The sequence below is a fragment of the Laspinema sp. D2d genome (assembly GCF_025370755.1).
Taxonomy (GTDB): Bacteria; Cyanobacteriota; Cyanobacteriia; order Cyanobacteriales; family Laspinemataceae; genus Laspinema.
The window spans coordinates 50,279-73,210 of the sequence record NZ_JAMXFC010000027.1; the positions used below are offsets into that span (position 1 = coordinate 50,279).

Here is a 22,932-nt window from a genome sequence, read left to right on the forward strand (position 1 = left end):
TCAATCCGGTATTCTGCAAGAATTCTAATAATTGAGGGAGAGAAAAGAATGATTTAAAAATTTTATTTCCTCTCCCTTTAATTTAAAGTCACCCCTTTATTTACCTGACCCTTTAAACTATTTTATTCTTAGTTAATGTACCCATGCCACTTCTCAAAAACTCAGATTTTTCTTATCAAGTTGGCGGGAGTTTACCCTTTAATGCTCCCACTTATGTGCGCCGATTAGCGGATGAAACCTTATTTCATGAATTGGTTAAAGGAGAATTCTGCTATGTGTTTAATGCACGACAAATGGGCAAATCCAGTTTGCGGGTGCAAACGACCCATCGCTTACAATCGATTGGGATTCGTTGTGGGGTAATTGATGTAACTGCAATTGGCACCCAAGAGGTCACCCCAGAACAGTGGTATGGGTCGATTGTCGGATTATTGACTAAGGCATTTCGACTGCAAGTGAATCTGTTAAGTTGGTGGCGCGATCGCGCTCATTCCTCCTATGTCAATCGCTTAAGTGATTTTTTGGAAACTGTTCTGCTGGCGCAAGTCCCTGAACCCATTGTTATTTTTATTGATGAAATTGATAGTGTTCTCAGTTTAAATTTTTCTACGGATGATTTTTTTGCCCTAATTCGGGCCTGTTATAACCGCCGCGCCGATCATGAAGAGTATCGCCGGTTAGCCTTTGCTTTATTTGGCGTGGCAACCCCGGCTGATTTAATTTCCGATGGCAGTCGCACTCCTTTTAATATTGGAAAAGGGATTGAATTATCGGGATTTGAATTTCAAGAAAATTCGCCATTATTGGGGGGATTGTCTCCGCAATTTGCCGATCCTCACTTAGCATTAAAGCGGATTCTCTATTGGACCGGGGGTCAACCTTTTTTGACTCAAAAACTCTGTCAAATGATTTCCAGCCACTCCGGGGACAATTATCCGGAATTAACACCAGATTTTATCAATCGTTTAGTAGAGACGAATCTGATTGGAAACTGGAAAGCCAATGATGAACCCGAACATTTTAAAACCATCTGCGATCGCCTGCTTTATAGTGAACAGCGAGTTGGGCGGTTGCTAGGACTCTACCAAAAAATTCTCCTGCATTCGGAAGAGGATGAAACTTCCTCGGGGTTTGAAAAAGTGGCGGCTGATGATAGTTCGGAACAAACTGAATTAATGTTAACCGGATTAATCGAAAAACGCGAAGGTATTCTACAGATTAAAAATCCCATTTATCAGAACATTTTTAGTTTTGATTGGGTCGCCAACCAACTGGCAAATCTCCGGCCCTATTCTCAGGCGATCGATGCTTGGATAGTCTCCGGATATCAGGATAAATCCTGGCTATTGCGGGGAAAAGCCTTACGGGATATTCTCGATTGGTCCCAGGGGAAAAGTCTGAGTAATTTGGATTATCAATTTCTAGCAGCTTCACAAGAATTAGACCGGGAGGAAACGCAAAGAACCTTAGAAGCGGAACGACTCCAAGAAGTAGAAGCGCGACTACAATTAGAACAGCGTCACTTAAAGCGCCAAACTCTCCTGTTAGGAATTCTCAGCATGGCGACTATCATTGCCAGCAGTTTGGGTGGGTTTGCGTATCAGCAATATCAACAAACAGCACTAAGTGAACTACGAGCGATTACGTTATCTTCAGAAGCATTATTTGCCTCTAATAAAAGTTTAAATGCGCTGCTTCAAGCTATTAAAGGAAAAGAACGCTTAAAACAGCTTAAAATTCTCGATTCACAACTGAACAAAAGCCTGGATGATGCCCTTTGGCAAGTGATTTTAAGCATTCAGGAATCTAATCGGCTCAATGGTCATACCGCAGCCGTTTTAGCGGTGGATTACAGTCCCGATGGGCAAGAAATTGTCACGGCTGGAGTTGATGGAACCCTCAAACTTTGGAATAGAGATGGCAAACTGATTCAAACCTTAACTGGACATCAAGCTGTGGTTCGGGTGGTCAAATTTAGTCCCAATGGAAAATTTTTAGTTTCATCGGGTGATGATAAAACCCTTAAATTTTGGAACCGAGATGGAACCTTATTAAGTTCAGTTCAGGCGAATACTTCAGGCATTTGGAGTCTTGACTTTAGTCCTGATGGTGAGCAGGTGATTTCTGGAGGGTCTGATAGTACCGTAGAAGCCTGGAATTCTCAGGGTGAATTAGTGAGGCGATTTGAAGGAGAAACCACGGGAATTCGGGCTGTAGCATTTAGTCCTGATGGTCAAACCGTTGCAGCAGGTAAAATTGATAATACTATCCAGTTATGGAATGCACAGGGGAGTAAACTCCGGGAATTAGTTGGACATCCAGCCCCAATTTATGCGATCGCCTTTAGTCCAGATAATACCCTTTTGGCCTCGGGTACCGTGGATGGGATGATTAATATTTGGACCCGAGAAGGAACCCTCCTCCATACTGTAAAAGCCCATGATGCCACCGTTAAAGAACTGAGATTTAGCCCAGATAGCAGCATTTTAGCCTCGGTAAGCTGGGATAAAACTCTAAAACTTTGGAAACGGGATGGCACGTTAATTTCCACTCTGCGCGGTCATGATGCGGCAATTTGGGGAATGGCTTTTAGTCCCGATGGTAAAGAAATTGCTTCGGCGGGTGCAGAAAATGTGGCAATTCTTTGGAAAACAAACAGCATTTTTCAGCAAAAATTATATGCCTTAAATGGGTTAGTACGGGGATTATCATTGAGTGCCGATGGCAATTTTATTGCTACATCAGGCAGCGAGAAAACTTTTCATATTTGGCAACTCGATGGAACAAAGGGACAACCCGTAGAAGGTCATACTGCATCGGTTGTTAATATCGATTTCCATCCTCAGCAGGAAATGATCGCATCAGTGAGCGAAGATAAAACCCTCAAAATCTGGAACTTGGATGGCACTCTTTTAAAAACTTTTGATGATGCGAATGCCGCTTTATTATCGGTTAATTGGGACTTTAATGGTGAAAGACTGGCTGCCGGAGATGCCAATGGAGTCGTTTGGTTGTGGAGTCGCCAAGAGGGTTTTATAAAACCTTTAAAGGGACATACTGCCCCCACTTGGAGCGTTGAATTTAGCCCCGATGGTCAACTTTTGGCGTCGGCGAGTAACGATTCCACGATTCGACTTTGGAACCGATCCGGACAGCTTTTAAAAACTCTGAACGGTCATAATTCGGCAGTTTGGAAAGTTACCTTTAGTCCCGATGGGGAAATGATAGCCTCGGGTAGTGGCGATATGACAGCTAAACTCTGGCGGAAAGATGGAACATTACTCAAAACTTTGACGGGACATACAGCGGCAGTGTGGGGAATTGATTTTAGTCCAGATGGTTCTTTAATTGCGACGAGTAGTATTGATGAAACGATTAAAATTTGGACCCAAGAGGGGGTTTTACTCACGACTTTGACCGGCCATCAGGCGGGAGTTCGGGCGGTGGCTTTTCATCCAAATTTGCCCATTTTAGCCTCGGTCGGCGATGAACAAGTGATGACCCTTTGGCATCTCGATCGCCTCCTTAATCTTGACCCCCTGACTTATGCTTGTAATTGGGTCCGAGATTATTTAAAAACTAATCCAGCAGTGCCAACAGATGAAGCGAAACTCTGTACTCGCAAATTCGGTAAAATTCTATCAAAATAGGTGAGTTTTTCCCGGGGAAAAATCTCACCTATTGGATTAGAGTTTAATCAATCCCATCGGGTACGGGAGTGGGATTAGTAGTGTTTTCAGCCAGACTGCTTTGCTTGTGCTGTTCGTAAAGTTCTAACAGTTCGGGTAAAGTAACAAATTTATATCCCCGTTGTTTGAGTTCGTTAATAATAATAGGTAAGGCTTGCACCGTGGCCGTGCGATCGCCTCCGCCATCATGTAATAGCACAATTCCTCCAGGTTTAGCGCTATTCAAAACATTGTTCACTAAGGCTCCAGAACTCGAAAAGAAAGACTCCCGAGCATCAGAAGACCACATCGCTACCGCATAATTTTGACTCAAGGCATAGTCGTTTAATCCGTTGGTCAAAACCCCTCCCGGAGGCCGAAACCACTTGGTGTTACATCCGGTTTTTTCATAAATGAGTGCAGCGGTATTTTCAATTTCTTGGGCGGCTATTTCTCGCGGGACATTATGATACTGATGACTCCAAGTATGGTTACCCAAGGCATGACCCGCTTCGACTACTTTTTGAGCAATTTCTGGATGATTTTTTAAGTGTTGACCAATCAAAAAGAAGGTGGCTTTAATATCCTGTTCTTTGAGAATATCTAAGACTTGTTCAGTATAAATCGGCCAAGGACCATCATCAAAGGTGAGGGCGATCGCTTTTTCACTGTCATCTAAAGCGACCTCATACAATGTGTTTCCTTGAAACTCCGGGGTAACAGCAAAATTAAACTGGTTTTCTTTGTCGGTCTGCTTTTGAGCGATCGCTTTGGTAAACCCTTCCAGTCTAATCTTCATTGCTTCCTGAACTCCGAGAGATGCTAAGACAATCTCTGGGGATTTGCCACTGGCTTCAACGATTCCTCCGGATAAGATCAGGGTCGGCAAAAATGTACCCATAATAATCGTACTAATCGCAGCGATCGCCGCCATTAACACCATCGATTTTGAAAAAAAGGGCTTCAGTTCATCCACACTTATTTCTCCCGCCCTATTTGGCGAATTATATCGTGATGCTTTAGTAGATTTTTCCTGAAAAATTTAACGCTTTCTTTCACCCTAATTGAAAAAAAAGCTCAATTAAAATTTTTTGGCTTCCCTAATGACTTGCGGATAATCTTCAGGGTTTTTAACTCCTGATTTTGATATAGATAAGGCTCAATTAACCCACCCGATTTAATTCCTTACAGGAGATTGACCCAGCTACCGATAGTAGCCCCGGGTCAATCAGTATTCGGTAGGCTGAGCCCTCACAAACATTTCCCATTCAACCCTTTATTTCTAAAAAGAATCAGGGTTCTAAACCCCTCCTAAACCTTCACCACTGTTTAGGAACGAGTCAGGTTTTCTAGTTCTTGACGGTTAGTCCATGATTCTGCCAATTCCTTGTTCTTATTCTTCAAATTTAGGGCGAACGATTGTTACATAATGGCTGACGATTTCATCGATAACTTCATCGATAGTCCGATGGTCTGTCTCAATTTCAATTGCATTCTCTGCTTTTGTCAAGGGAGAAATTTGGCGAGTGCTATCGAGGCGATCGCGCAAGGCAATTTGGCCTTCAAGCTGTTCTAGGGTAATCCCTTCTTCCCCGACATTTGTCAGGTCTTGTTGACGTCGCCGGGCCCGTTCTCCCACAGAAGCAGTTAAAAAGATTTTTAACTCCGCATCCGGGAAGACATGAGTGCCAATATCTCGCCCTTCTGCAACCACTCCACCGCGTTCTCCAAAGTGCTGCTGCTGTTTGACTAAATGAAGTCGCACGCTTTTGAAGCTAGACACCTGGGAAACATTAGCGGTAACTGCTTGCGTTCTAATCGCCTCAGTCACGTTCGATCCATCTACCCAAACTTGGGTCGGAATTGCCGGGTCCTGACTGGTCTCGATAAATTCAATTTTGGCCTGACTGACGACTTCAGCGATCGCCGGTTCATCGTCAAAAGCGATCCCTTTTTCCTGAACCAACCAAGTAATCGCCCGATACATCGCCCCTGTATCTAAATACATCAATCCCAGTTGTTTCGCCACCCGACGGGCTACAGTAGATTTCCCTGCACCAGCCGGACCGTCTATGGCTACAATCGGTTGACGGTCTTTCAGGATAATATTATCAATTAATCGGGTGTTGCCAATTTTTGCGGCGATCGCCACTAATCCCGCAGATTCTATCTGTTCAATCGGTCTAAGACTTGTCGGTTCTACCAATTCACAATACTCTAGGTTAAGGTCCGGTTCGAGGCCCACTTCGGCTTGAACCGCAGCAATTATATCCTGACGAGTCACCTCCCCCCTGAGAAAAATTTTCTCAGCTTTTTGTAAGCCACGATACAACACCGCTGCACGCACTTTTTCCGAATCGCTAAGGTACTGATTTCTAGAACTCATTGCCAATCCCGAAGACTCTCGAACAATCTCACAGGGGACAATTTCCACCGGCAGGTTCAAATCCCGAACCATCCGCTGTAAAATCGCCAGTTGCTGGGCATCTTTTCGGCCAAAATAAGCGCGGTCCGGTTGTACCACATTGAAAAGTTTGGTAACAATGGTCGCGACTCCCTGAAAGTGACCGGGACGCGATCGGCCACATAACCCGGACATCATGGACTCGGGAGGCACAACCTGAGTTAAACCAGTCTCTGTTTCTTCCCCAATTCCCATCTCTTCCGGCATTGGCGCAAAGATGATATCTACTCCCGCTTGTTCACACAGGAGGCGATCGCGCTCTAAAGTCCGAGGATATCGCAGCAAATCCTCATTCGGCCCAAATTGCAGCGGATTGACAAAAATACTAACGACAACACTATCATTGCCTGCTCTAGCCCGTTCAATTAAACTCAGATGCCCCCCGTGCAAGGCTCCCATCGTCGGAACCAAACCCACAATCTGACCCTTAGACTGTAGGTCTAAGTAACAGCGCAACGCAACAACCGTTGTAAACAGGCGCACCACAACCCCCAAATCCTGACCAAACATACTCTTTGCAAAGTAGTTTATCCCAGGAAAGGATACAGGCGGAAGTCAGGACGAGGAATTTTCCGCAAAAAAACTCCGGTCCCCTCCCCTTGCTAAGGGGAGGGTTAGGGTGGGGTCCGACGGGTGGCGATTCCCTACGGGATAGCTCCGCTTACCGCCACATAAACCACTCTTAAAGGTTTAAGCGCCTGTATAGAGTCTCGTCCAAGCTCTTTCTTCGTGAGGTGGCAAAGCCATGTCACCGCCGACACCCTCCACCCAGCCATTCCTCTTGAGGTGCTTAAGCACCTCAATAGGACCCCACCCTAACCCTCCCCTTGCCAAGGGGAGGGAACCGGAAGTAATCTTAAATGTTAGGCAAATCCCCCTGAACGTAAAAATTCTACTGTTGTAAGGGGTACCCAACTCCCGATCACTCAGCAGATGAGGTGGTGGTGGACCCTAAAATCTCCAAACGCACCTCGGCAACGCCACTACTGATCATGCCCAGATTCTCAGCGGCGGCGGCTGAAACATCAATGATGCGTCCCCCGGTATAAGGTCCGCGATCGTTGATTCTAACGACGACAGAGTTCCCATTATCTAGGTTGGTTACCCGGACTTGGGTCCCAAAGGGCAAATACAAATGGGCCGCAGTTAACGCATTTTCGTCAAAGATTTCTCCACTGGCACTCATTCGACCATGAAAGCCAGGGCCATACCAAGATGCCATCCCGTTGATTTGGTATTGAAGATATTCCGGGGTGGCAGCTTGTAGCGTGGGCGGTTCCGGTTCGGGTCTGGGTTGGGGGCGATTGGCAATTTCGGCGATCGCAGGTGCGCTGGCAATCAGGCGGCGGAGTCGGTTGGTGGCCTGAATCGCGTCTTGTGCTAGGTCGTTGGTGGTGTCTGGTAGGCGGGTTTGCTCGTCGATCGCCACCAGGTCCATGCCATTCACTTTAATCAGATATTCATCACGGATGGGGTATCCTTCCTCGTCCAATTCCCCATTCCATTCAAGGGTAATTTCCGGTGTGGCGTTACTTTTTCGTAACTGATTCAAGGTGGCGGCGATCGCCTCTGCTCTCGCTACGGGATCCAGACTATTCTCAGACTGCATCGGATTCTGGGCGATCGCTTTGGATTCCAAATTGCTTAACCCCTTCAAACCCTTCGCCTTCAGTCCCGATCCTGCCGACCCCATCTCAGTCTCTGAATTGGAATCCCCAGTCATGTCCGCAGACTCGATAAAGGTCAAGACGGGAATATTTCTGACATAGAGAGTCGCTGCCGGTTTCCCCGTGATTTCATGGGGTTGAATCTTGGTGATGACTTCGGACCAAGGACTGACCTGGATTCGGTCTGGATCCGAGTTCACATTGACGGGTCTATTAGGTTCAGCATGACTGGTTGAGGTTGTCCCGCAGGCGGTCATCAGCAGCACAACCGTTGTCCACCAAAATCTTTGCTTCATATATTTTGCTGTGAGGAACTGTTTAAAGAACAATCCATGAGTGGGGTTAGGTCCTGAGATAGACCTGATGCAGCCCCTTCCTTGGGGGTTGCTCAACCTTTCTCATAGTCGATACGTTTTCAGTTTGGTGTGTTGAACTGCAACAGACTATCACAAAGGTTTGAGATTGGGGATCGGTATGGGCGATTAAAACCGGGTAACTTTATCAAAACTTTACAATTCACCCATAGGGTATATCCGACTAAACCCTATATAAAATAAGGATTTTGTATTTATCTGCTAGAAAGAATACTTTATCAAAACTTTACATTCAAGAAGCGAAATTTGCGCTGTGTTCAATTGCCAAGTGTAGAGTTGCAAACTGTAATTGATGAACAGTTGGAGTTTTGAGGAGAAGGAAGGGGCGATCGCGCCCAAAAATCCCGAAAACATCCTGCCTCGCGCGATCCATTGGTCCTACCTCCCCTGTAAAATAGCCAAGGTGGAAATAGCCGTTCAGATGGGTTGATACATGGATTATCGAGAAGCAGGCGTGGATGTTGAGGCGGGTCGAGCCTTTGTCCAGAAAATTCGGAATATGGTTACAGGGACCCATCGACCGGAAGTCCTCGGTGGGATTGGTGGATTTAGCGGTTATTTCGAGTTACCCACCGGATATCGGCAACCCATCCTCGTCTCTGGGACCGATGGGGTGGGAACGAAACTCAAACTCGCCATGTTGCTCGATCGCCACGATACGGTTGGCATTGACTTAGTAGCAATGTGTGTGAATGATGTTCTAACATCCGGTGCCGAACCTTTGTTCTTTTTAGATTATTTAGCCACGGGAAAACTGAATCAAGAACAACTGGCGAATGTAGTCCAAGGAATTACCGATGGATGTAAACAATCCGGTTGTGCGCTGTTAGGGGGAGAAACCGCAGAAATGCCCGGATTTTATCAACCGGGAGAATATGATTTAGCGGGGTTTTGTGTGGGAGTGGTGGAAAAAAGCGAACTCCTTACGGGTCAGCAAATCCAAGTGGGAGATGTGGCGATCGGGCTTGCCAGTTCCGGAGTGCATAGTAATGGATTTAGCCTAGTTAGAAAAATTGTGAGCGACTGCAACATCGATTGGCAGGACAAACCGGAAACCCTCCCCGCATCCGTTGGCGAAGTCTTGCTCACCCCCACCCAACTCTACGTCAAACCCGTCTTAGAAGCCCGAAAAGCCGGAATAGAAATTCACGGCATGGCGCATATTACCGGAGGTGGATTACCAGAAAATCTCCCCCGTTGTTTACCGGAAGGATTATCCATCCAAATTGACCCCAACAGTTGGCCGATTCTGCCCATTTTCACCTGGTTAGCGGAAGTCGGGAATGTCACCTTGCCCGAAATGTTTAATACCTTTAACATGGGCATCGGTTATGTAGTGGTTGTGCCAGCCAATCAAGCCGAAAAAACCATTGAATGGTTTGAATCTCAGGCAATTTCTGCCTATCAAATCGGTGAAGTCATTGCAGGAAATGGCGAATTGATAGGAATTCCAGAAGCATAGACTTAAAGGCGAGATAAAACCCGCGCATCTGAGTTCATCGAAATCTCTACGCGGGTTTTATCTATGGAGTAGCCTATTTTACTCCTCCCATTCTCCAGGTTCCAACTTGTGCAGAAGCCAGTCGAGATAAAGCACCAGAATCTTGAGTTTGATAGCAGTGAACAGCCGCTTTAGATTCTCATCTCTAAGCAGCCACTCCCAAAACTTCTTAAGCAGTAACTCCAAGACTATCTCGGCAGACTTCTGGACAACGACAGATAGGGCCAAGTTCACTAAGTTGATGTGCATGGTGATTTCCTAATTTATTGGACATCTCCACTGTCGCAACTCAACTTGAGAGTTATCTCTCAAACTTAGGCTGACATACCCTGACATTGCCTGACATCAAAGTAGACTTTCCACGAAAGTCTTTGCTAGACTGGGTTTAAAGTGATTGATAAATTTGTCCATGCAACCTCTACCGCGTGACTTTCTGATTAAAGTGGCAGGCGATTATGGCGTGAAGGGTAAACACCAGGAGGCGTTTCTAGCACTCTTTAGTAGCAATAACAAGAAACCGCAGGAAATTGCAAAGACTCTCCATATCTCTTATGGTGCTTTCCGAACTCGAATGACAGAAGTCTATCGCAAGTTCGGGTTTAACTATGACGGACCAGGGAAAGAAGACGACTTACGTTCTTTTCTGATTGAGAAGCATCAGCAATCTCGTGCTTCTACAATTCCCGATCCCTCTAACCCTCCCATCGATATCGAGTTCCTCGTGCAACAGGCACGGGAAATGGTCCGCGCCGACATCAAATACCACTGCGGCACCATGAAAGTCCTGGATATGACCCACCCGATCGAGGTAGATGACATCTATACCCATGTCCATATCCTGGAAAATATTACCGGGCGCAGAGGCAAACGAATCGCTGAGTTATTGCAAGAGTGTAACGCCTATGACTGGGAACGGTTTGGACTGGGCAAAAGAACAGAAGAACCCCCAATAACTGGATTAAAAGCAGTTGCGGACTATTCTAAGCTGACAATTTTGGGTAAGCCCGGGGCCGGGAAAACCACCTTTTTGAAATATCTGGGGATTCAGTGCATTGAGGGTAAATTTCTCGGCGATCGCCTCCCAATTTTTATCACCCTTAAAGACTTTGCCGAAGAGGCAAACCAACTCAGTTTGCTAGAATATATCGCTAATTTTAACAAAGTTTTGTCTTTACAAGAGATTTTACAACAGGGCAAGGCTTTAGTCTTGCTTGATGGTTTGGATGAAGTTCGAGAAAAAGATAGTGATATAATTGTAAAAAAAATTCGGGATTGTTCAAACACTTTTTGGAAAAATCATTTTGTAATGACCTGTAGAATTGCCGCACAGGAATATACATTTGAAAAATTTACTGAAGTTGAAATGGCCGATTTTGAACCGACCCAAATTTCTAATTTTGCAAACAAGTGGTTTAAGAATAAAGAGGTTAAACCTGAAACCTTTATAAACCATCTTGAAAATTACCCAAAAATCCAAGAACTTGCCACAAGTCCCCTGCTGCTAACACTGCTGTGTTTGACCTTTGACCAAACCGGATATTTTCCAGCTAATCGTTCTGAACTTTATAAACAATGTCTGGATGTGCTACTGGGAAAATGGGTTGATAAACCAGGAATTGGTCGAGATCCAGTTTATAAAAAGTTATCAAAGCCGCGTAAGAAAGATTTATTCAGCAAAATTGCTTTAACCACCTTTGAATCTGGAGACTATTTCTTTAAGCAAGAAGAAGCAGAACACTACATCACAGACTACATTCGCAATTTACCGGATGCCAATACAGATGAGGAAGTCCGACAACTGGACAGTGAGGCAGTATTGGGCTCAATTGAAGCGCAACACGGGTTGCTAATCGAACGGGCTAAAGAGATTTATTCATTCTCTCATCTCACCTTTCATGAATATTTTACTGCCCGAGAAATTATTAGTCAACAATCTTCAGAAGAAGCATTACGAAAGTTAGTTACTCATCTTACTGATAGACGCTGGCGTGAAGTTTTTATCTTAGCAGCAGGTATGTCGTGTCCTGCAGATAAGCTGTTGCTTTTAATGAAACAGGAGGCTGAACATCTGATTTGCGGCAACGAGAGCATAGAACAGATTCTAAATTTGGTAAATAATCACCCTATTTTAGGCTATCAATGTAATGTGGGGGATAAATTGAAAGTTATTCCATACTTTTCTGTGGGTTTTGACAGTTTTTTGGAGCCAGTTGAAACCTATATCAATACTAGAAATAATATTTTTTTAATTATCCGTTTCCGATACATTTTTATCTTATTAGGATTTTCGCCAATTATCAAGGAAAATACAGTTTTAAATTTTTTTGATAAACTAATGGATTTGAGTACCATTGAAATAGCCTTAAATAATTTCGATGGTTCTGCTGTATGGACAGGAAAGGTTTTAGATGTATGGCAATCTTGGTCAAAAGAAATGGAAATAAATAATAGTATGCTGGAAATTCTTGAATTTATAAATGTACAGGAACATATCGATTCCCCTACAGACGAAGTATTACTGCATGAGTATTCTTCTGCCAATGAGTTGCTCTTAGACTGCCTCAATAGTGATTGCCGTGTTTCCCGGGAGGTGCGGGAGGAGATTGAGGAGACTTTGCTGTTACCGATCGCAGAAATAGAAAAACGCAAAATAGAAAAACGCTAATCCCGATAAAACCGAACCCTTCAAACTCCCCCTATCCGACAAGGTGCAAACGATCGCCTATGTTGCCGCGATACCCCATACTGTTGCAAAGCCTGAGTATGTTTCGCCGTACCATATCCTTTATTACTGGTCAAATCATACTCCGGATATTTCTTCGCCAAGCGCACAATTAAATCATCGCGCCAGACTTTTGCCAGAATACTGGCAGCAGCAATCACTAACGAGTTGCTATCTCCTTTAATCATCGTTTGTTGGGGAATTCCTAAATTGGGAATGCGCTGATTGCCGTCAATTAAACAAAACTCCGGTTTAACTTGCAGTTTATTAACGGACCGTTTCATCGCTAATAAAGAGGCTTGTAGAATATTCAGGCGATCGATTTCTTGGACCGATGCCATGCCAATTGCACAGGCGATCGCCTCCTCCCGAATCAGTTTTGCTAACCGATAGCGTTGGTTATGGGACAGCTTCTTACTATCCGTTACTCCCGCTGCCTTCAACAGTATAGCCGCCTCATCGGACAAAATAACCGCCCCTGCAACCACCGGACCAAACAAACAACCCCGTCCCACTTCATCCACCCCGGCAATTCGGTCATTTGGGGGCGTTTTCTTAGGATTTTTGCTATTATTTGAAACATCCCAGAGCGTGAGTTGTTGCGGCACATTTAAAGACACGATTTTGGTGGGGGTAAATAATTATTCCGGTTCAAACAAAATTTAGACAAAAAGATTGTCCTTGGAGCAGCAAAATAACTCCCCAAGGACAATCTTAAATCAAAACGAACTAACCTTCTGCGGCAGAAGAACGACGACGGCGACGACGAGGGGGGGACCCAGCCGAATTATCCTCATTGTCTTCCTCATAGGATGCGGAGATGTCCTCATCATCATCAGCATCTGCCTGATGAACCGGAGCAAAATTCTCCTCGGGAGATTCCTCCTCGGGAGATTCTGCCTCTACCTCCGCCTCTACAATGGGTTCTTCCTCGTTAAAACTGGGTTCCGAGAACGAAGAAACCGACTCTCCCGGTTCCGTCACCGAGATAACGGCTGATTTGGAAGGTTTTACCTCTTCTTCCCGGAGGATTAACGGCGAAATCCCCATCAGCGCATAGACATCTTGCTCTTCCGGCGTCATTTCGACCTGAATCACCTCTGCCGGTTCATTCACCTTCTCATAATCGCGGAAACGGCGACCCCGTTCCGATCGCTCAGGACGATCCTCTTTAGGCGATCGCACATCTCGCTCATTCGTCAGCGCATAAGCGGGAGCAGCCACAAACGGTTCCGGTTCTGTCCATTCGGGTTTCGGTTCCCGACTCGCCGGTAAAATCGGCGAAATACTGCGAACCGACGCAGTTTTTACCGTGGTTTCCTCCGTTCCTTCCCCTTCACCCGCATCTAAGCGACGACGACGGCGACGGCGAGGGCCTCCTGGACCTAATTCTTGATAGCTAGGATGATTGAGCAGATCCAACTCCGAGACTTCCGTCGTTGGCTCATAATCCGGGATATCTCGAACCGTGGGTTCCGGGATGCGAGTTTCCTTAACCGGCGAAGGGACTATCAGGCGATCGCTCACATCCGGGAGAATCGGTGCGATCGGTTCAATTGGACTATCCCCTTCTCCTGGCAGATGCACATGATGTCCTGACCCGCCACAAGTCGGACAAGAGCGACTAAACAACTCATACACATTCTGACCTTGACGCTTGCGGGTCAGTTCAACCAACCCCAACTCCGAGAGTTGAGCAATTTGCGGTCTATTTTTATCCGCTTTCAGGGCTTTATTGAAATGCTCCAGAACCTGCAATTGGTCCCGACGGGAGTCCATATCAATAAAATCGACAATAATCACCCCAGCGATATTCCGTAACCGCAATTGACGAGCGATTTCCGTCGCCGCTTCACAGTTGGTCCATAACACCGTTTCCCGGGAAGTCGCCGATCGCGTAAACGAACCCGAGTTCACATCAATCACCGTCAGCGCTTCCGTCGGCTCAATAATAATGTAACCCCCGGACGGTAAATCCACCCTCGGTTTCATCGCTTCGCGAATCGCCGCATTGACCCGGAAATATTCCAAAATCGGAGTGCGTTCGCGGTGTTCATCAATCAACAACCCCGGAGGTGTTTTCCCCCCATTCCAAGTCATCAACTGTTGCTTAACACGCTTCACCCCGGTGGTAGCATCCACCACAATCCGATTCACATCAGCGCTGTACATATCCCGAAGCACACGCTGAATAAAATCATCATCTCGATTCAACAGTGCCGGAGGACGGATTGTCGCCGCTTCTCGTTGCACATCCTCCCACTGTTTTTGGAGAAACTCTAAATCTTCTAAAATCGCCTCTTCGCCGACCCCTTCCGCTTCCGTGCGGACTAACAGTCCCATCCCGGCAGGCTTGATTAAAATAGCTAAGGCTCGGAGTCGATTTCGTTCCGCTTCCGTGCGGATTCGGCGAGAGAGATTCACCCCCCGACCGAACGGCATCAAGACCAAATAGCGACCGGGGAGGGTGATATTCCCCGTTAAGCGGGGTCCCTTATTTCCCGTCGGTTCCTTCATCACCTGGACCAGAACTTTTTGTTGGGGAGACAACAGTTCCGTAATCGCTCCGGAAGAGCGTTTTAGGCGTAACGGTCCAAGATCAGTAACGTGAATAAATCCATTGCGGTCCGGATCGCCGATGTTAACAAAGGCTGCATCTATCCCAGGGAGGACATTCTCCACCACTCCGAGATAGATATCACTGACTTGGTGCGTTCCGGTGGCAACAACGAGTTCCTGAATTTGATCTTCAGAAAAAACAGCAGCAATTCTATACTGCTCTGCGATAATAATTTGCTTCGGCATTCAATTTCCTCAAAACTTGGCTATGAGCTATCACCAACCGAGACCATTAGTCGAGTCTCTACGTTTTCTGGGTTCGCTCGTGGCATCAAAAGCCCAGTACGACCGATGACCGCTTCCTATGTAGCTATAGAAAAAACGAAACTTGATGTTCTAGGGTGTCGGGACAGTAGAGGGAAGACAACAAGGGTTTTTGACAAAATTTATGCCGGCGAAAGCGAATTGCTTTGGGCCTTAAACCGAGTTTTTTGTCCTGTTTATCTAATACTGAACCGACCCACTAGGGCGGAAAATTAATCTTTGATATCCCTCGTTGGGTCCAAGCTAGAGCTACTGCCGAAAAGCCCGCGACCGAAGAGATCGAATCAATAGCTACGATGAAAAGGGTATCCCGACTACATTCGTAGAATACTTTGGATTCCCTCTGGCGAAAGAGTGGGTATCCAATTCCTCATTATGGAACTGGCAAAGAATACATCTAAATTCTGAAAGTTTTGGCGGCAGGGAATGATTGCCAGCATCTCGTGCTTGGCATCTTGCGGCTACGGTCGTAGAACTGCTAAATTTTGCCTCTCTACGGTTTGTCCAGCCACAACTACCGAGCGGATTATTGCCCCTTTGACACTGTAGTGACTGTATAGAGAACAGAAAGTGGGAACTTAATCTTGACAAATTTACCCTAAACGGCTTCGCACTTAGCCAGAAAGGAGTATCACAACATAAGGGTTCGACAGGAGAACAGCGACCGGCTCTGTCTCTGTTGCTTTCTCAAAACTTGACCTGTTTTAAAGGTCCCTTGGCTGTTTGTCTTGATCGAATGCTCTCTATGACGATGGCTCTTTCAAAAGGCCCCTCGACTTTCTACCCTTTGCTGACTCAATTTGAGGAAGGTCAAGGCAGGAAACCCTAAACGTTCTCAAATACTGAGTTGATGTAGCTTCAGGTAGGGATGGGTCGGGCCATCGGGTTATATTTTAGCAGAATCTCGCATAGCGGTAAATAAATTTCAGATTTCAGCCAAAATCAACTGTTTTCGGTGAGCGTGCAACAACTCAAACTCGCGTTTTGCCATCCGTTCAAACATATAGAGGATATGGGTAGGACGTAACAGGGTGCCGTCATGACGGCAACTCCCGAGAACGCGGAGGGTGCAAGTTAAGGCATCGGCTGACAGGTCAACTTGTTCTAATTCAAACAGGCGATCGCGCAGATTCACCCATTTGACTTTCCCTTTTTTGGTCGTATGTTCCCATTCAATTTCCTCAGCAGCCAGGATTTGGGCGATCCACTGCTGCCAGTCTGTCCCTTGCAAAGCGACCTCCGGATCTGACGATGGGGTTAAACCCAATCGCAGGATATACTCAGCTTGCTCCAAGAGTTGACTGGCTGAAGGTGCTTTCACCTCCACCGACTCAACCCGATAAATCGGCAAGTCTGCCGGAAGTTGAGCGGTCAACCTGTCCCGGAATTCCTCGGGGTCCATGAGTTCAGTCAGTTCAAAATCTACGATTTCGCTTTCCGAGGTGTAACCCAGGGTGAGAGCGTTGGCCGGTGAAATTCGAGGTCCCGGATGATATCCCCCGGTGAAGGAGATGGGTAAATCCGCACGGCGCACGGCGCGATCAAATACTCGGAGTAAATCCAGATGGCTGACTAATGCCATGTCACCCATTTTACCCATCCACAACCGCAATCTTTGGACGCGATCGATGTTAGGCGAAAAGTGACCAGCAAATGCAGGAATTGGCAGGGGTGCAACCACGATATTATGACCAAAGTCAACACCACAAACCCCGCAATGGGAGCAACCCTCAAAAGAACAGTCGGGAACCGTTGCCGCTGCCAGGGCCCGCTTGAGATCTTCTTTCAACCAGTTTTTATCAATTCCGGTATCTAAAACATCCCAGGGCAGAGGAGCATCAAGACGAGCGTCCAAGTCGGTGCTAGGGCCGTCCATGACGTTCCATTCGCCACTTTCGACCTGCCGGTATTTCCAGCTTAAATCGGATTCAGCGATCGCCTGGGTCCAGGCTCCAAAAGCCCGATCCAAACTTTCCCACCAAGAATCCATTCCCGCACCCAGTTCCCAAGCCCGACGCACTACCGGCGCTAACCGGCGATCGCCTCGGCCTACAAAATCTTCCATCGCCGAGATCCGCACATCCGTAAAATTGGCTTTCACCCCTCGCATCCGGCGAAATTCCTGACGAAGCAAATCTTGCTTGCGCAAAAATTCAGCGGTAGAGACGGAATGCCATTGAAATGGAGTATGGGGTTTCGGCGTAAAGTTAGAAATCGTCAAGGTGACCTCTAACCGCTTCCCTCCTAGGGTACGACACTCCTGTTGGAGCCAATGGACGGTTTCGGCAATTCCGAGAACATCTGCATCGGTTTCTCCAGGTAAGCCGATCATAAAATAAAGTTTGACTTTATTCCAGCCCTGTTCGTAAGCGGTTTTAATGCCGCGCCATAATTCTTCGTTGGTCAGTCCTTTATTAATGATATCCCGCATCCGCTGCGTTCCCGCTTCCGGCGCAAAAGTCAGCCCACTGGTGCGAGTACCCCCAAGGATATTGGCAATATTTTCATCAAAGCGATCGACCCGTTGGGATGGCAGGGACAGGGAAATATTTTGGTCTTTGAGTCGGTTTTTGATTTCCATTCCCACCGCAGGCAAGGCGAGATAGTCGGAACAACTCAGGGACAAGAGGGAAAATTCGTTATAGCCGGTGGCCCTCATTCCCGCTTCGATCGCCTCAATTACTTGGTCGGGATCCACATCGCGGGCGGGACGGGTCAGCATTCCGGGTTGACAGAACCGACAACCGCGAGTACATCCCCGGCGAATTTCCATTGTCAGGCGATCGTGCACTGTTTCCACATAAGGGACTAACCCGATGGAATAGGCGGGAATCGGCGTGGCAACTCGGCGCAAGACTCGTTTCGGCACTCCGGGACGGTTGGGATGCACGGATCCATCCTCCGCCATATCGTAGAACTGGGGAACGTACACCCCCGGAACTTGGGCTAAATCAAACAGCAACTCTTCCCGAGTCAATCCCGCAGCTTTGCCTTCTTCCAGCACTAACCCAATTTCCGGCAGGAGTTCCTCCCCATCACCGAGGGCGATAAAGTCAAAGAACTCAGCGTAGGGTTCCGGATTAGAGGTGGCAGTTTGGCCCCCAGCGAATATGAGGGGCCAGCTTCCAGTTTCCACGTTCCAGGGACCTGGACTAGAACGATCTTGGGCGGTTAGGGGAATGCACCCTAGATCCAACATTTCTAAGATATTGGTAGCCCCAAGTTCATAACTGAGGCTGAACCCCAGGATGTCAAATTCTGGAAGCGATCGCTTCGACTCCACGGAAAATAAGGGAGTCTGAGTATTTCGCAGCTTCAAAACCAGGTCCGCACCCGGTAAATACGAGCGATCGCAAAGCTGTCGCGGTTGGGCATTCAAAATATTGTATAGAATCAGATGCCCTAAATTGGAGGCTCCTACCTCATAAACTTCTGGATAGGTGAGCACCCAACGCACAGCGGCACTTTCCCAAGGTTTATGCACCGCCCCCAACTCATTACCCAGATAACGAGCGGGTTGTAATATGTCTGGGGTGAGGAGTTTCTCTACTGCAACTGACACGGCAACTCTCTACTTTCTAAGGGTTCTCGATGCCCTTCATCAGGGCCCAGTCACATCCAGTCCATACGGATGCGCCATTCGAGCCTCTCTATTTTATACGCTTGCAGTAAAGCATGAAGGCTGAACCCTCAAAACCTCCAGCTCAAGCCTCAAGAGATTTTACCAGGACTGACCCATCTATCCCCTCTCTTTTATAGAGATAGAGACAATTCATTTACCGCCCCTTACATCTCGACTTCCCTCTCAAAAAATCATCCCTAATCCCCGTTCTATGTTCCTATTATCTAAAAATCCATAAAACATACTCGTTAAAAATCAAAGTACAATTAAAAAGCTTTGATGAATAACGATTAGCCGTTATTGTAGTTCTAAGATAAGGCTTACAAGTCTAATCTACCCCATTTATGTCCCAAAAATTAATGATTTACCTTGAGCTAAATTTTGATTTGATATATTAAATTTTTAAAATTCAAGCACTTTACTTTTTAAAACTTTTGCTTCTTAAATTACAATTAAAAATATGAATATGAATCGAATAATCAGTTCAAAAATATTGCTTCCAAGCACGCAGTCTAACTATTCCAAATAAAGAGGAGGCATAGACTCTAACATAACCAGGCAAAAGAGGCAGACTCCCTTGCTTTTATGCTTGCCGGGAATTTGCCTCTGTTGACCTAGACTTTTTAGACATCCTTAAGTAAATCCAATCAAAGCCAAATATACGTTTAACAGTTCAGAAATAGTTCTAAATAAAAACAGCTTCAAATTCCGCCCGCGTTTCAAATAGCTCAAATACGCGATCGAGTTGAGTGATTTCAAAAATAATCCGAATGGAGGGAGAAACGCCACATAAACTAAAGCGGCGGTTGAGCCGGTGAGCCAGACTCATGGCTGAAACTAATGCCATCAGACCTGCACTATCCAGAAAATTCACATTTTCCATATCCACCAGAACCGTAGAAGGGATCGAAGACTGGACGACAGAGGTGAGTTGACTTTGAAGTGCCGCCGCATTAGAGGCATTGAATTCACCCTGTAACTGAATTAAGCTAATTTCGGGACTAGCAACATTAGTAAGCATTTGTTTAACCTCGACTGAAGGCTATTTTTTTGTAAATTTGACATCTTGTTTTTATAATCTACTCTAGGTTCGGGAAAATCTTCCCTAAAGGGGGGCGGTTTCGTTGAATCTTTTTATTTACTCTAGGTTTTATAAAGTTTTCATTAAGATGCTCAAAATCGTATTAAATTATACTCAATCGCCTCCGTAATCTCCGCAAGTCCAGAAAAATTGGGAGGGGGATTGAGATATCACAGACAGTCAAATTCTTATGCGATCGAAATCACTGATAAAGGCAGAATCTTATCACTCGCACCCATCAAGATTCAGCCGACAATGACAGAGGTATCGAATTGTCCCGATCGCCCCCATGCGAGGTACAGCAGTGATTCGTCAACTGGTAGAGAAAGCGCTCTATATCAAGCAGCTAACTCCAGATATCGAAAATGGTATCAACTCTGAGTTAAGCCGCCTTGGTTACATCGATGATGTAGATTATGAAGCCTTGGAATTATTAATGGCGGAAATGGATGCAGGTCGGATTCAATTAGTGGCAAGTCGCTAAAACATTCAACGCGATCGCCTTCAAAACCAACCCCCCACTAAAAAACAGCCTTCAATCGGTTGCAACCCCTGAATCGGGGTGCATTGGACCCGTCAACTGATTGCTCAGGTCCCAGTCGGACGGGGCTTGTTTCCCCCGGTCAAAAAGAAACTTTAGGGGATCAAAAAGTGCGGTAAACTGTCTTCAGGTTTTTTTATGCTGACCTGGATCGGGTTGTCACGTCGTCATGCAGTTTGCCAAACGTTTAGAAAAAATTCCTCCCTATCTATTTGCGGAGATTGACCGCAAGCGCAACGAACTCATCGCCCAAGGGATTGACATTATTAATATGGGGGTCGGCGATCCGGACAAACCGACGCCTGCACATATTCTTAAGGCTATGCATGAGGCGATCGAGGATCCAGCAACCCATAACTATCCCCCGTACCAGGGAACGCAGGAGTTCCGGGAAGCAGCGGTACAGTGGATGGAGAAACGGTTTGGGGTGAAAGGATTAGACCCCGACCAAGAAATTGTCTCTTCAATTGGCTCAAAAGAAGCGATTCATAATACCTTTTTAGCCTTTGTAGAACCAGGAGACTATACCTTAATTCCCGATCCCGGTTACCCGGTTTATCGGTCCTCAACCCTGTTTGCGGGTGGCGAACCCTATACGATGCCGCTGACACCAGAACGGGAATTTTTACCGGATTTAGAGGCGATACCAGAAGAGGTAGCACGGCAGAGCAAATTATTATGGATTAATTATCCTAGCAATCCCACTGGGGCGATCGCCTCTTTAGAATTTTTTGAAAAATTAGTAGCTTTTTGCCGTAAGCATGACATCTTGTTATGTCACGATCATGCTTATGCCGAAATGGCTTATGATGGCTATAAACCGCCCAGCGTCTTAGAAGTACCCGGGGCAAAAGATGTCAGCCTAGAATTTCACAGTTTGTCTAAAGCCTATAATATGACTGGATGGCGGATTGGCTTTGCTGTGGGGAATGCCAAAGGAATTCAGGGATTACGGCAGGTGAAATCAAATGTTGATTCGGGAGTATTCAAGGCGATTCAACGGGCGGCGATCGCCGGGTTTTCCACCACCGAAGAAGAACTGCAATCGGTGATTTCTGTTTATCAAAATCGGCGAGATATCTTAATTCAAGGGTTACAATCTCTAGGCTGGCCGATTTCACCGCCAAAAGCAACTTTATACGTTTGGACTCCTGTTCCTCCGGGCTATTCTTCCGCTGATTTTGTCACCCTGCTCTTAGAAAAATGTGGAATTATCGTCCCTCCAGGAAACGGATATGGGGCGGCAGGGGAAGGGTTTTTTAGAATTGCTTTAACCGTACCCGAAGAAAGATTAATTGAGGGGATTCACCGCATGAAAGATGCGGGAATTCGGTATCAATAAAAAAGCAAAAAAGTGGTTGCAGGAGTTGGGAGGCGATCGCCGGATTGGGTCCAGAAACCCGGTTTCTGAACCCTGTAGCCATCTTCTAAAATCCCAAGGGCGATCGCTAACAGCCCTCAAACGCTTCCGGGTAGGCTTGCCACACCTGTTGAACAAACCCTCGGAGGCGATCGTGGGCGATCGGCGAGAACCCTGGTTCTGGGGTAGGAAAACTTTGGAGTTCCGTCAATAAGGGAATCACTTCCGTATCCAGGGCCAAGCGGAATAAACTTTGAGGCCAGACGAGATCCGCTCCCTGGCGTAGATCATACAGTGTTCGGGATTCGTCGGGAAAGGGCGGACGGGTCAGAACAGGACCCACGGCCAACATTAGGGGCCTCAACCATAACATCGAACGAGTTGCCAAAATTTGAATAACTTCTGCATAAAGGCAAGTTTGGTGATGTTCGAGACAGACAATCTGGCAAGGTTGAAAAGAACAAGAAAACTGCATGAATTAGTTTTACAGCACCCTAAAAATGGAACAGACAACAAAGGTTTGGGTTGAGTTGAGATCCCCGACCGGATCGAGACCTAAAACATTGTCTTTTATGAGGATAGACCTCTTGCATCATTCGCGAAGCGTTACCCTTGTGAACAGAAGGGGGTGAGGGCATCTAAGAAGAGGGGACTATGGTAATAGAAACCTGAGACTCATTTTAAACAGGTAAACCGCTCAACTATTTGGTGTAGCCAAAACCACAGTATTCCTGATCCCGCACTTGAAAAAAATAGATGGGATTCATCACCGAACCCCTCTCACTATTTTAAGCAAAAGTGGCTAGTTTTATGGATGCCCTCACCCTAGACCCCTATCTGAGAAATTCTGACGGAGGAACGCAATCTGCACTCCGGCAATGGTGCATCCGGAGAAGTAGGTTAGTTGCCTGAAAAATGTTGGCAACCTGGGGATGGTGCGATCGCAAAGTAGGGGTTCAATTCCAAGTAGGGCATCTCCACTCCAAGAGTGGCCTGTTTTTGAAAACAAATCGAGACCTACGCCACCCGAGGAATTCTTTAAACCGATG

Annotated in this window: 14 protein-coding genes; 6 read left to right on the forward strand and 8 right to left on the reverse strand. The window is 46.3% G+C overall.

Features of this window, described 5'->3' with window-relative positions:
* Window positions 1-143: 143 nt before the first annotated feature.
* Window positions 144-3,650 (forward strand): AAA-like domain-containing protein, encoded by a 3,507-nt coding sequence (locus NG796_RS17780; protein WP_261208217.1) that lies wholly within the window; start codon window positions 144-146, stop codon window positions 3,648-3,650.
* A gap of 43 nt (window positions 3,651-3,693) precedes the next feature.
* Here the strand turns inward: NG796_RS17780 and NG796_RS17785 are convergent, their stop codons facing one another.
* From NG796_RS17785 to NG796_RS17795, 3 genes are all read right to left on the reverse strand, one after another.
* Window positions 3,694-4,644, reverse strand: a complete 951-nt coding sequence (locus tag NG796_RS17785) for a polysaccharide deacetylase family protein (RefSeq protein ID WP_261208218.1) — start codon at window positions 4,642-4,644, stop codon at window positions 3,694-3,696.
* 417 nt (window positions 4,645-5,061) lie between these two features.
* Window positions 5,062-6,642: a bifunctional pantoate--beta-alanine ligase/(d)CMP kinase gene (locus NG796_RS17790; protein ID WP_261208219.1), complete on the reverse strand. Its 1,581-nt coding sequence runs from the start codon at window positions 6,640-6,642 to the stop codon at window positions 5,062-5,064.
* A gap of 412 nt (window positions 6,643-7,054) precedes the next feature.
* Complete coding sequence (locus tag NG796_RS17795) at window positions 7,055-8,095, reverse strand: septal ring lytic transglycosylase RlpA family protein (protein ID WP_261208220.1); 1,041 nt, start codon at window positions 8,093-8,095, stop codon at window positions 7,055-7,057.
* Between the two features lie 370 nt (window positions 8,096-8,465).
* On the opposite strand from NG796_RS17795, the gene NG796_RS17800 reads away from it, so the two are divergent.
* The 3 genes from NG796_RS17800 (at window position 8,466) to NG796_RS17810 (ending at window position 12,339) form a co-directional block, all read left to right on the forward strand.
* Window positions 8,466-8,603, forward strand: a complete 138-nt coding sequence (locus NG796_RS17800) for a hypothetical protein (RefSeq protein ID WP_261208221.1) — start codon at window positions 8,466-8,468, stop codon at window positions 8,601-8,603.
* 3 nt (window positions 8,604-8,606) lie between these two features.
* A complete protein-coding gene (gene purM, locus NG796_RS17805; protein ID WP_261208222.1) occupies window positions 8,607-9,635 on the forward strand; it encodes a phosphoribosylformylglycinamidine cyclo-ligase in 1,029 nt (342 codons plus the stop codon).
* A 448-nt stretch (window positions 9,636-10,083) separates the two neighbouring features.
* The gene (locus NG796_RS17810) at window positions 10,084-12,339 is read left to right on the forward strand and encodes an NACHT C-terminal helical domain 2-containing protein (protein WP_261208223.1); all 2,256 of its coding nucleotides are present in this window, start codon (window positions 10,084-10,086) and stop codon (window positions 12,337-12,339) included.
* A gap of 20 nt (window positions 12,340-12,359) precedes the next feature.
* On the opposite strand, the gene NG796_RS17815 is transcribed toward NG796_RS17810, so the two are convergent.
* From NG796_RS17815 to NG796_RS17830, 4 genes are all read right to left on the reverse strand, one after another.
* Entirely contained in the window at window positions 12,360-13,016 is a 657-nt protein-coding gene (locus NG796_RS17815) for a ribonuclease HII (RefSeq protein ID WP_261208224.1), read from the reverse strand.
* Window positions 13,017-13,125: 109 nt separating this feature from the next.
* Window positions 13,126-15,201 carry an Rne/Rng family ribonuclease gene (locus NG796_RS17820; RefSeq protein WP_261208225.1) on the reverse strand — a complete coding sequence of 692 codons (2,076 nt, stop codon included), beginning with the start codon at window positions 15,199-15,201 and terminating at the stop codon, window positions 13,126-13,128.
* Window positions 15,202-16,204: 1,003 nt separating this feature from the next.
* A complete protein-coding gene (locus NG796_RS17825) occupies window positions 16,205-18,841 on the reverse strand; it encodes a TIGR03960 family B12-binding radical SAM protein (RefSeq protein ID WP_261208226.1) in 2,637 nt (878 codons plus the stop codon).
* A gap of 745 nt (window positions 18,842-19,586) precedes the next feature.
* Entirely contained in the window at window positions 19,587-19,922 is a 336-nt protein-coding gene (locus NG796_RS17830) for an STAS domain-containing protein (protein WP_261208227.1), read from the reverse strand.
* Between the two features lie 349 nt (window positions 19,923-20,271).
* On the opposite strand from NG796_RS17830, the gene NG796_RS17835 reads away from it, so the two are divergent.
* Both NG796_RS17835 and NG796_RS17840 read left to right on the forward strand, forming a co-directional pair.
* On the forward strand, window positions 20,272-20,466 hold the full coding sequence (locus tag NG796_RS17835) for a hypothetical protein (protein WP_044197591.1): 195 nt from the start codon (window positions 20,272-20,274) through the stop codon (window positions 20,464-20,466).
* A 226-nt stretch (window positions 20,467-20,692) separates the two neighbouring features.
* On the forward strand, window positions 20,693-21,865 hold the full coding sequence (locus NG796_RS17840) for a pyridoxal phosphate-dependent aminotransferase (protein WP_261208229.1): 1,173 nt from the start codon (window positions 20,693-20,695) through the stop codon (window positions 21,863-21,865).
* Window positions 21,866-21,971: 106 nt separating this feature from the next.
* Here the strand turns inward: NG796_RS17840 and NG796_RS17845 are convergent, their stop codons facing one another.
* Window positions 21,972-22,358 (reverse strand): hypothetical protein, encoded by a 387-nt coding sequence (locus NG796_RS17845; protein WP_261208230.1) that lies wholly within the window; start codon window positions 22,356-22,358, stop codon window positions 21,972-21,974.
* Window positions 22,359-22,932 lie beyond the last annotated feature (574 nt).

What these genes read in the sequence shown, in the direction of transcription:
- NG796_RS17830 (WP_261208227.1), bottom strand. Translation starts at nt 19,922, where the DNA reads ATGCTTACTAATGTTGCTAGTCCCGAAATTAGCTTAATTCAGTTACAG.
- NG796_RS17790 (WP_261208219.1), bottom strand. Translation starts at nt 6,642, where the DNA reads ATGTTTGGTCAGGATTTGGGGGTTGTGGTGCGCCTGTTTACAACGGTT.
- NG796_RS17780 (WP_261208217.1), top strand. Translation starts at nt 144, where the DNA reads ATGCCACTTCTCAAAAACTCAGATTTTTCTTATCAAGTTGGCGGGAGT.
- NG796_RS17800 (WP_261208221.1), top strand. Translation starts at nt 8,466, where the DNA reads ATGAACAGTTGGAGTTTTGAGGAGAAGGAAGGGGCGATCGCGCCCAAA.
- NG796_RS17810 (WP_261208223.1), top strand. Translation starts at nt 10,084, where the DNA reads ATGCAACCTCTACCGCGTGACTTTCTGATTAAAGTGGCAGGCGATTAT.
- NG796_RS17835 (WP_044197591.1), top strand. Translation starts at nt 20,272, where the DNA reads ATGCGAGGTACAGCAGTGATTCGTCAACTGGTAGAGAAAGCGCTCTAT.
- NG796_RS17845 (WP_261208230.1), bottom strand. Translation starts at nt 22,358, where the DNA reads ATGCAGTTTTCTTGTTCTTTTCAACCTTGCCAGATTGTCTGTCTCGAA.
- NG796_RS17795 (WP_261208220.1), bottom strand. Translation starts at nt 8,095, where the DNA reads ATGAAGCAAAGATTTTGGTGGACAACGGTTGTGCTGCTGATGACCGCC.
- NG796_RS17840 (WP_261208229.1), top strand. Translation starts at nt 20,693, where the DNA reads ATGCAGTTTGCCAAACGTTTAGAAAAAATTCCTCCCTATCTATTTGCG.
- purM (WP_261208222.1), top strand. Translation starts at nt 8,607, where the DNA reads ATGGATTATCGAGAAGCAGGCGTGGATGTTGAGGCGGGTCGAGCCTTT.
- NG796_RS17820 (WP_261208225.1), bottom strand. Translation starts at nt 15,201, where the DNA reads ATGCCGAAGCAAATTATTATCGCAGAGCAGTATAGAATTGCTGCTGTT.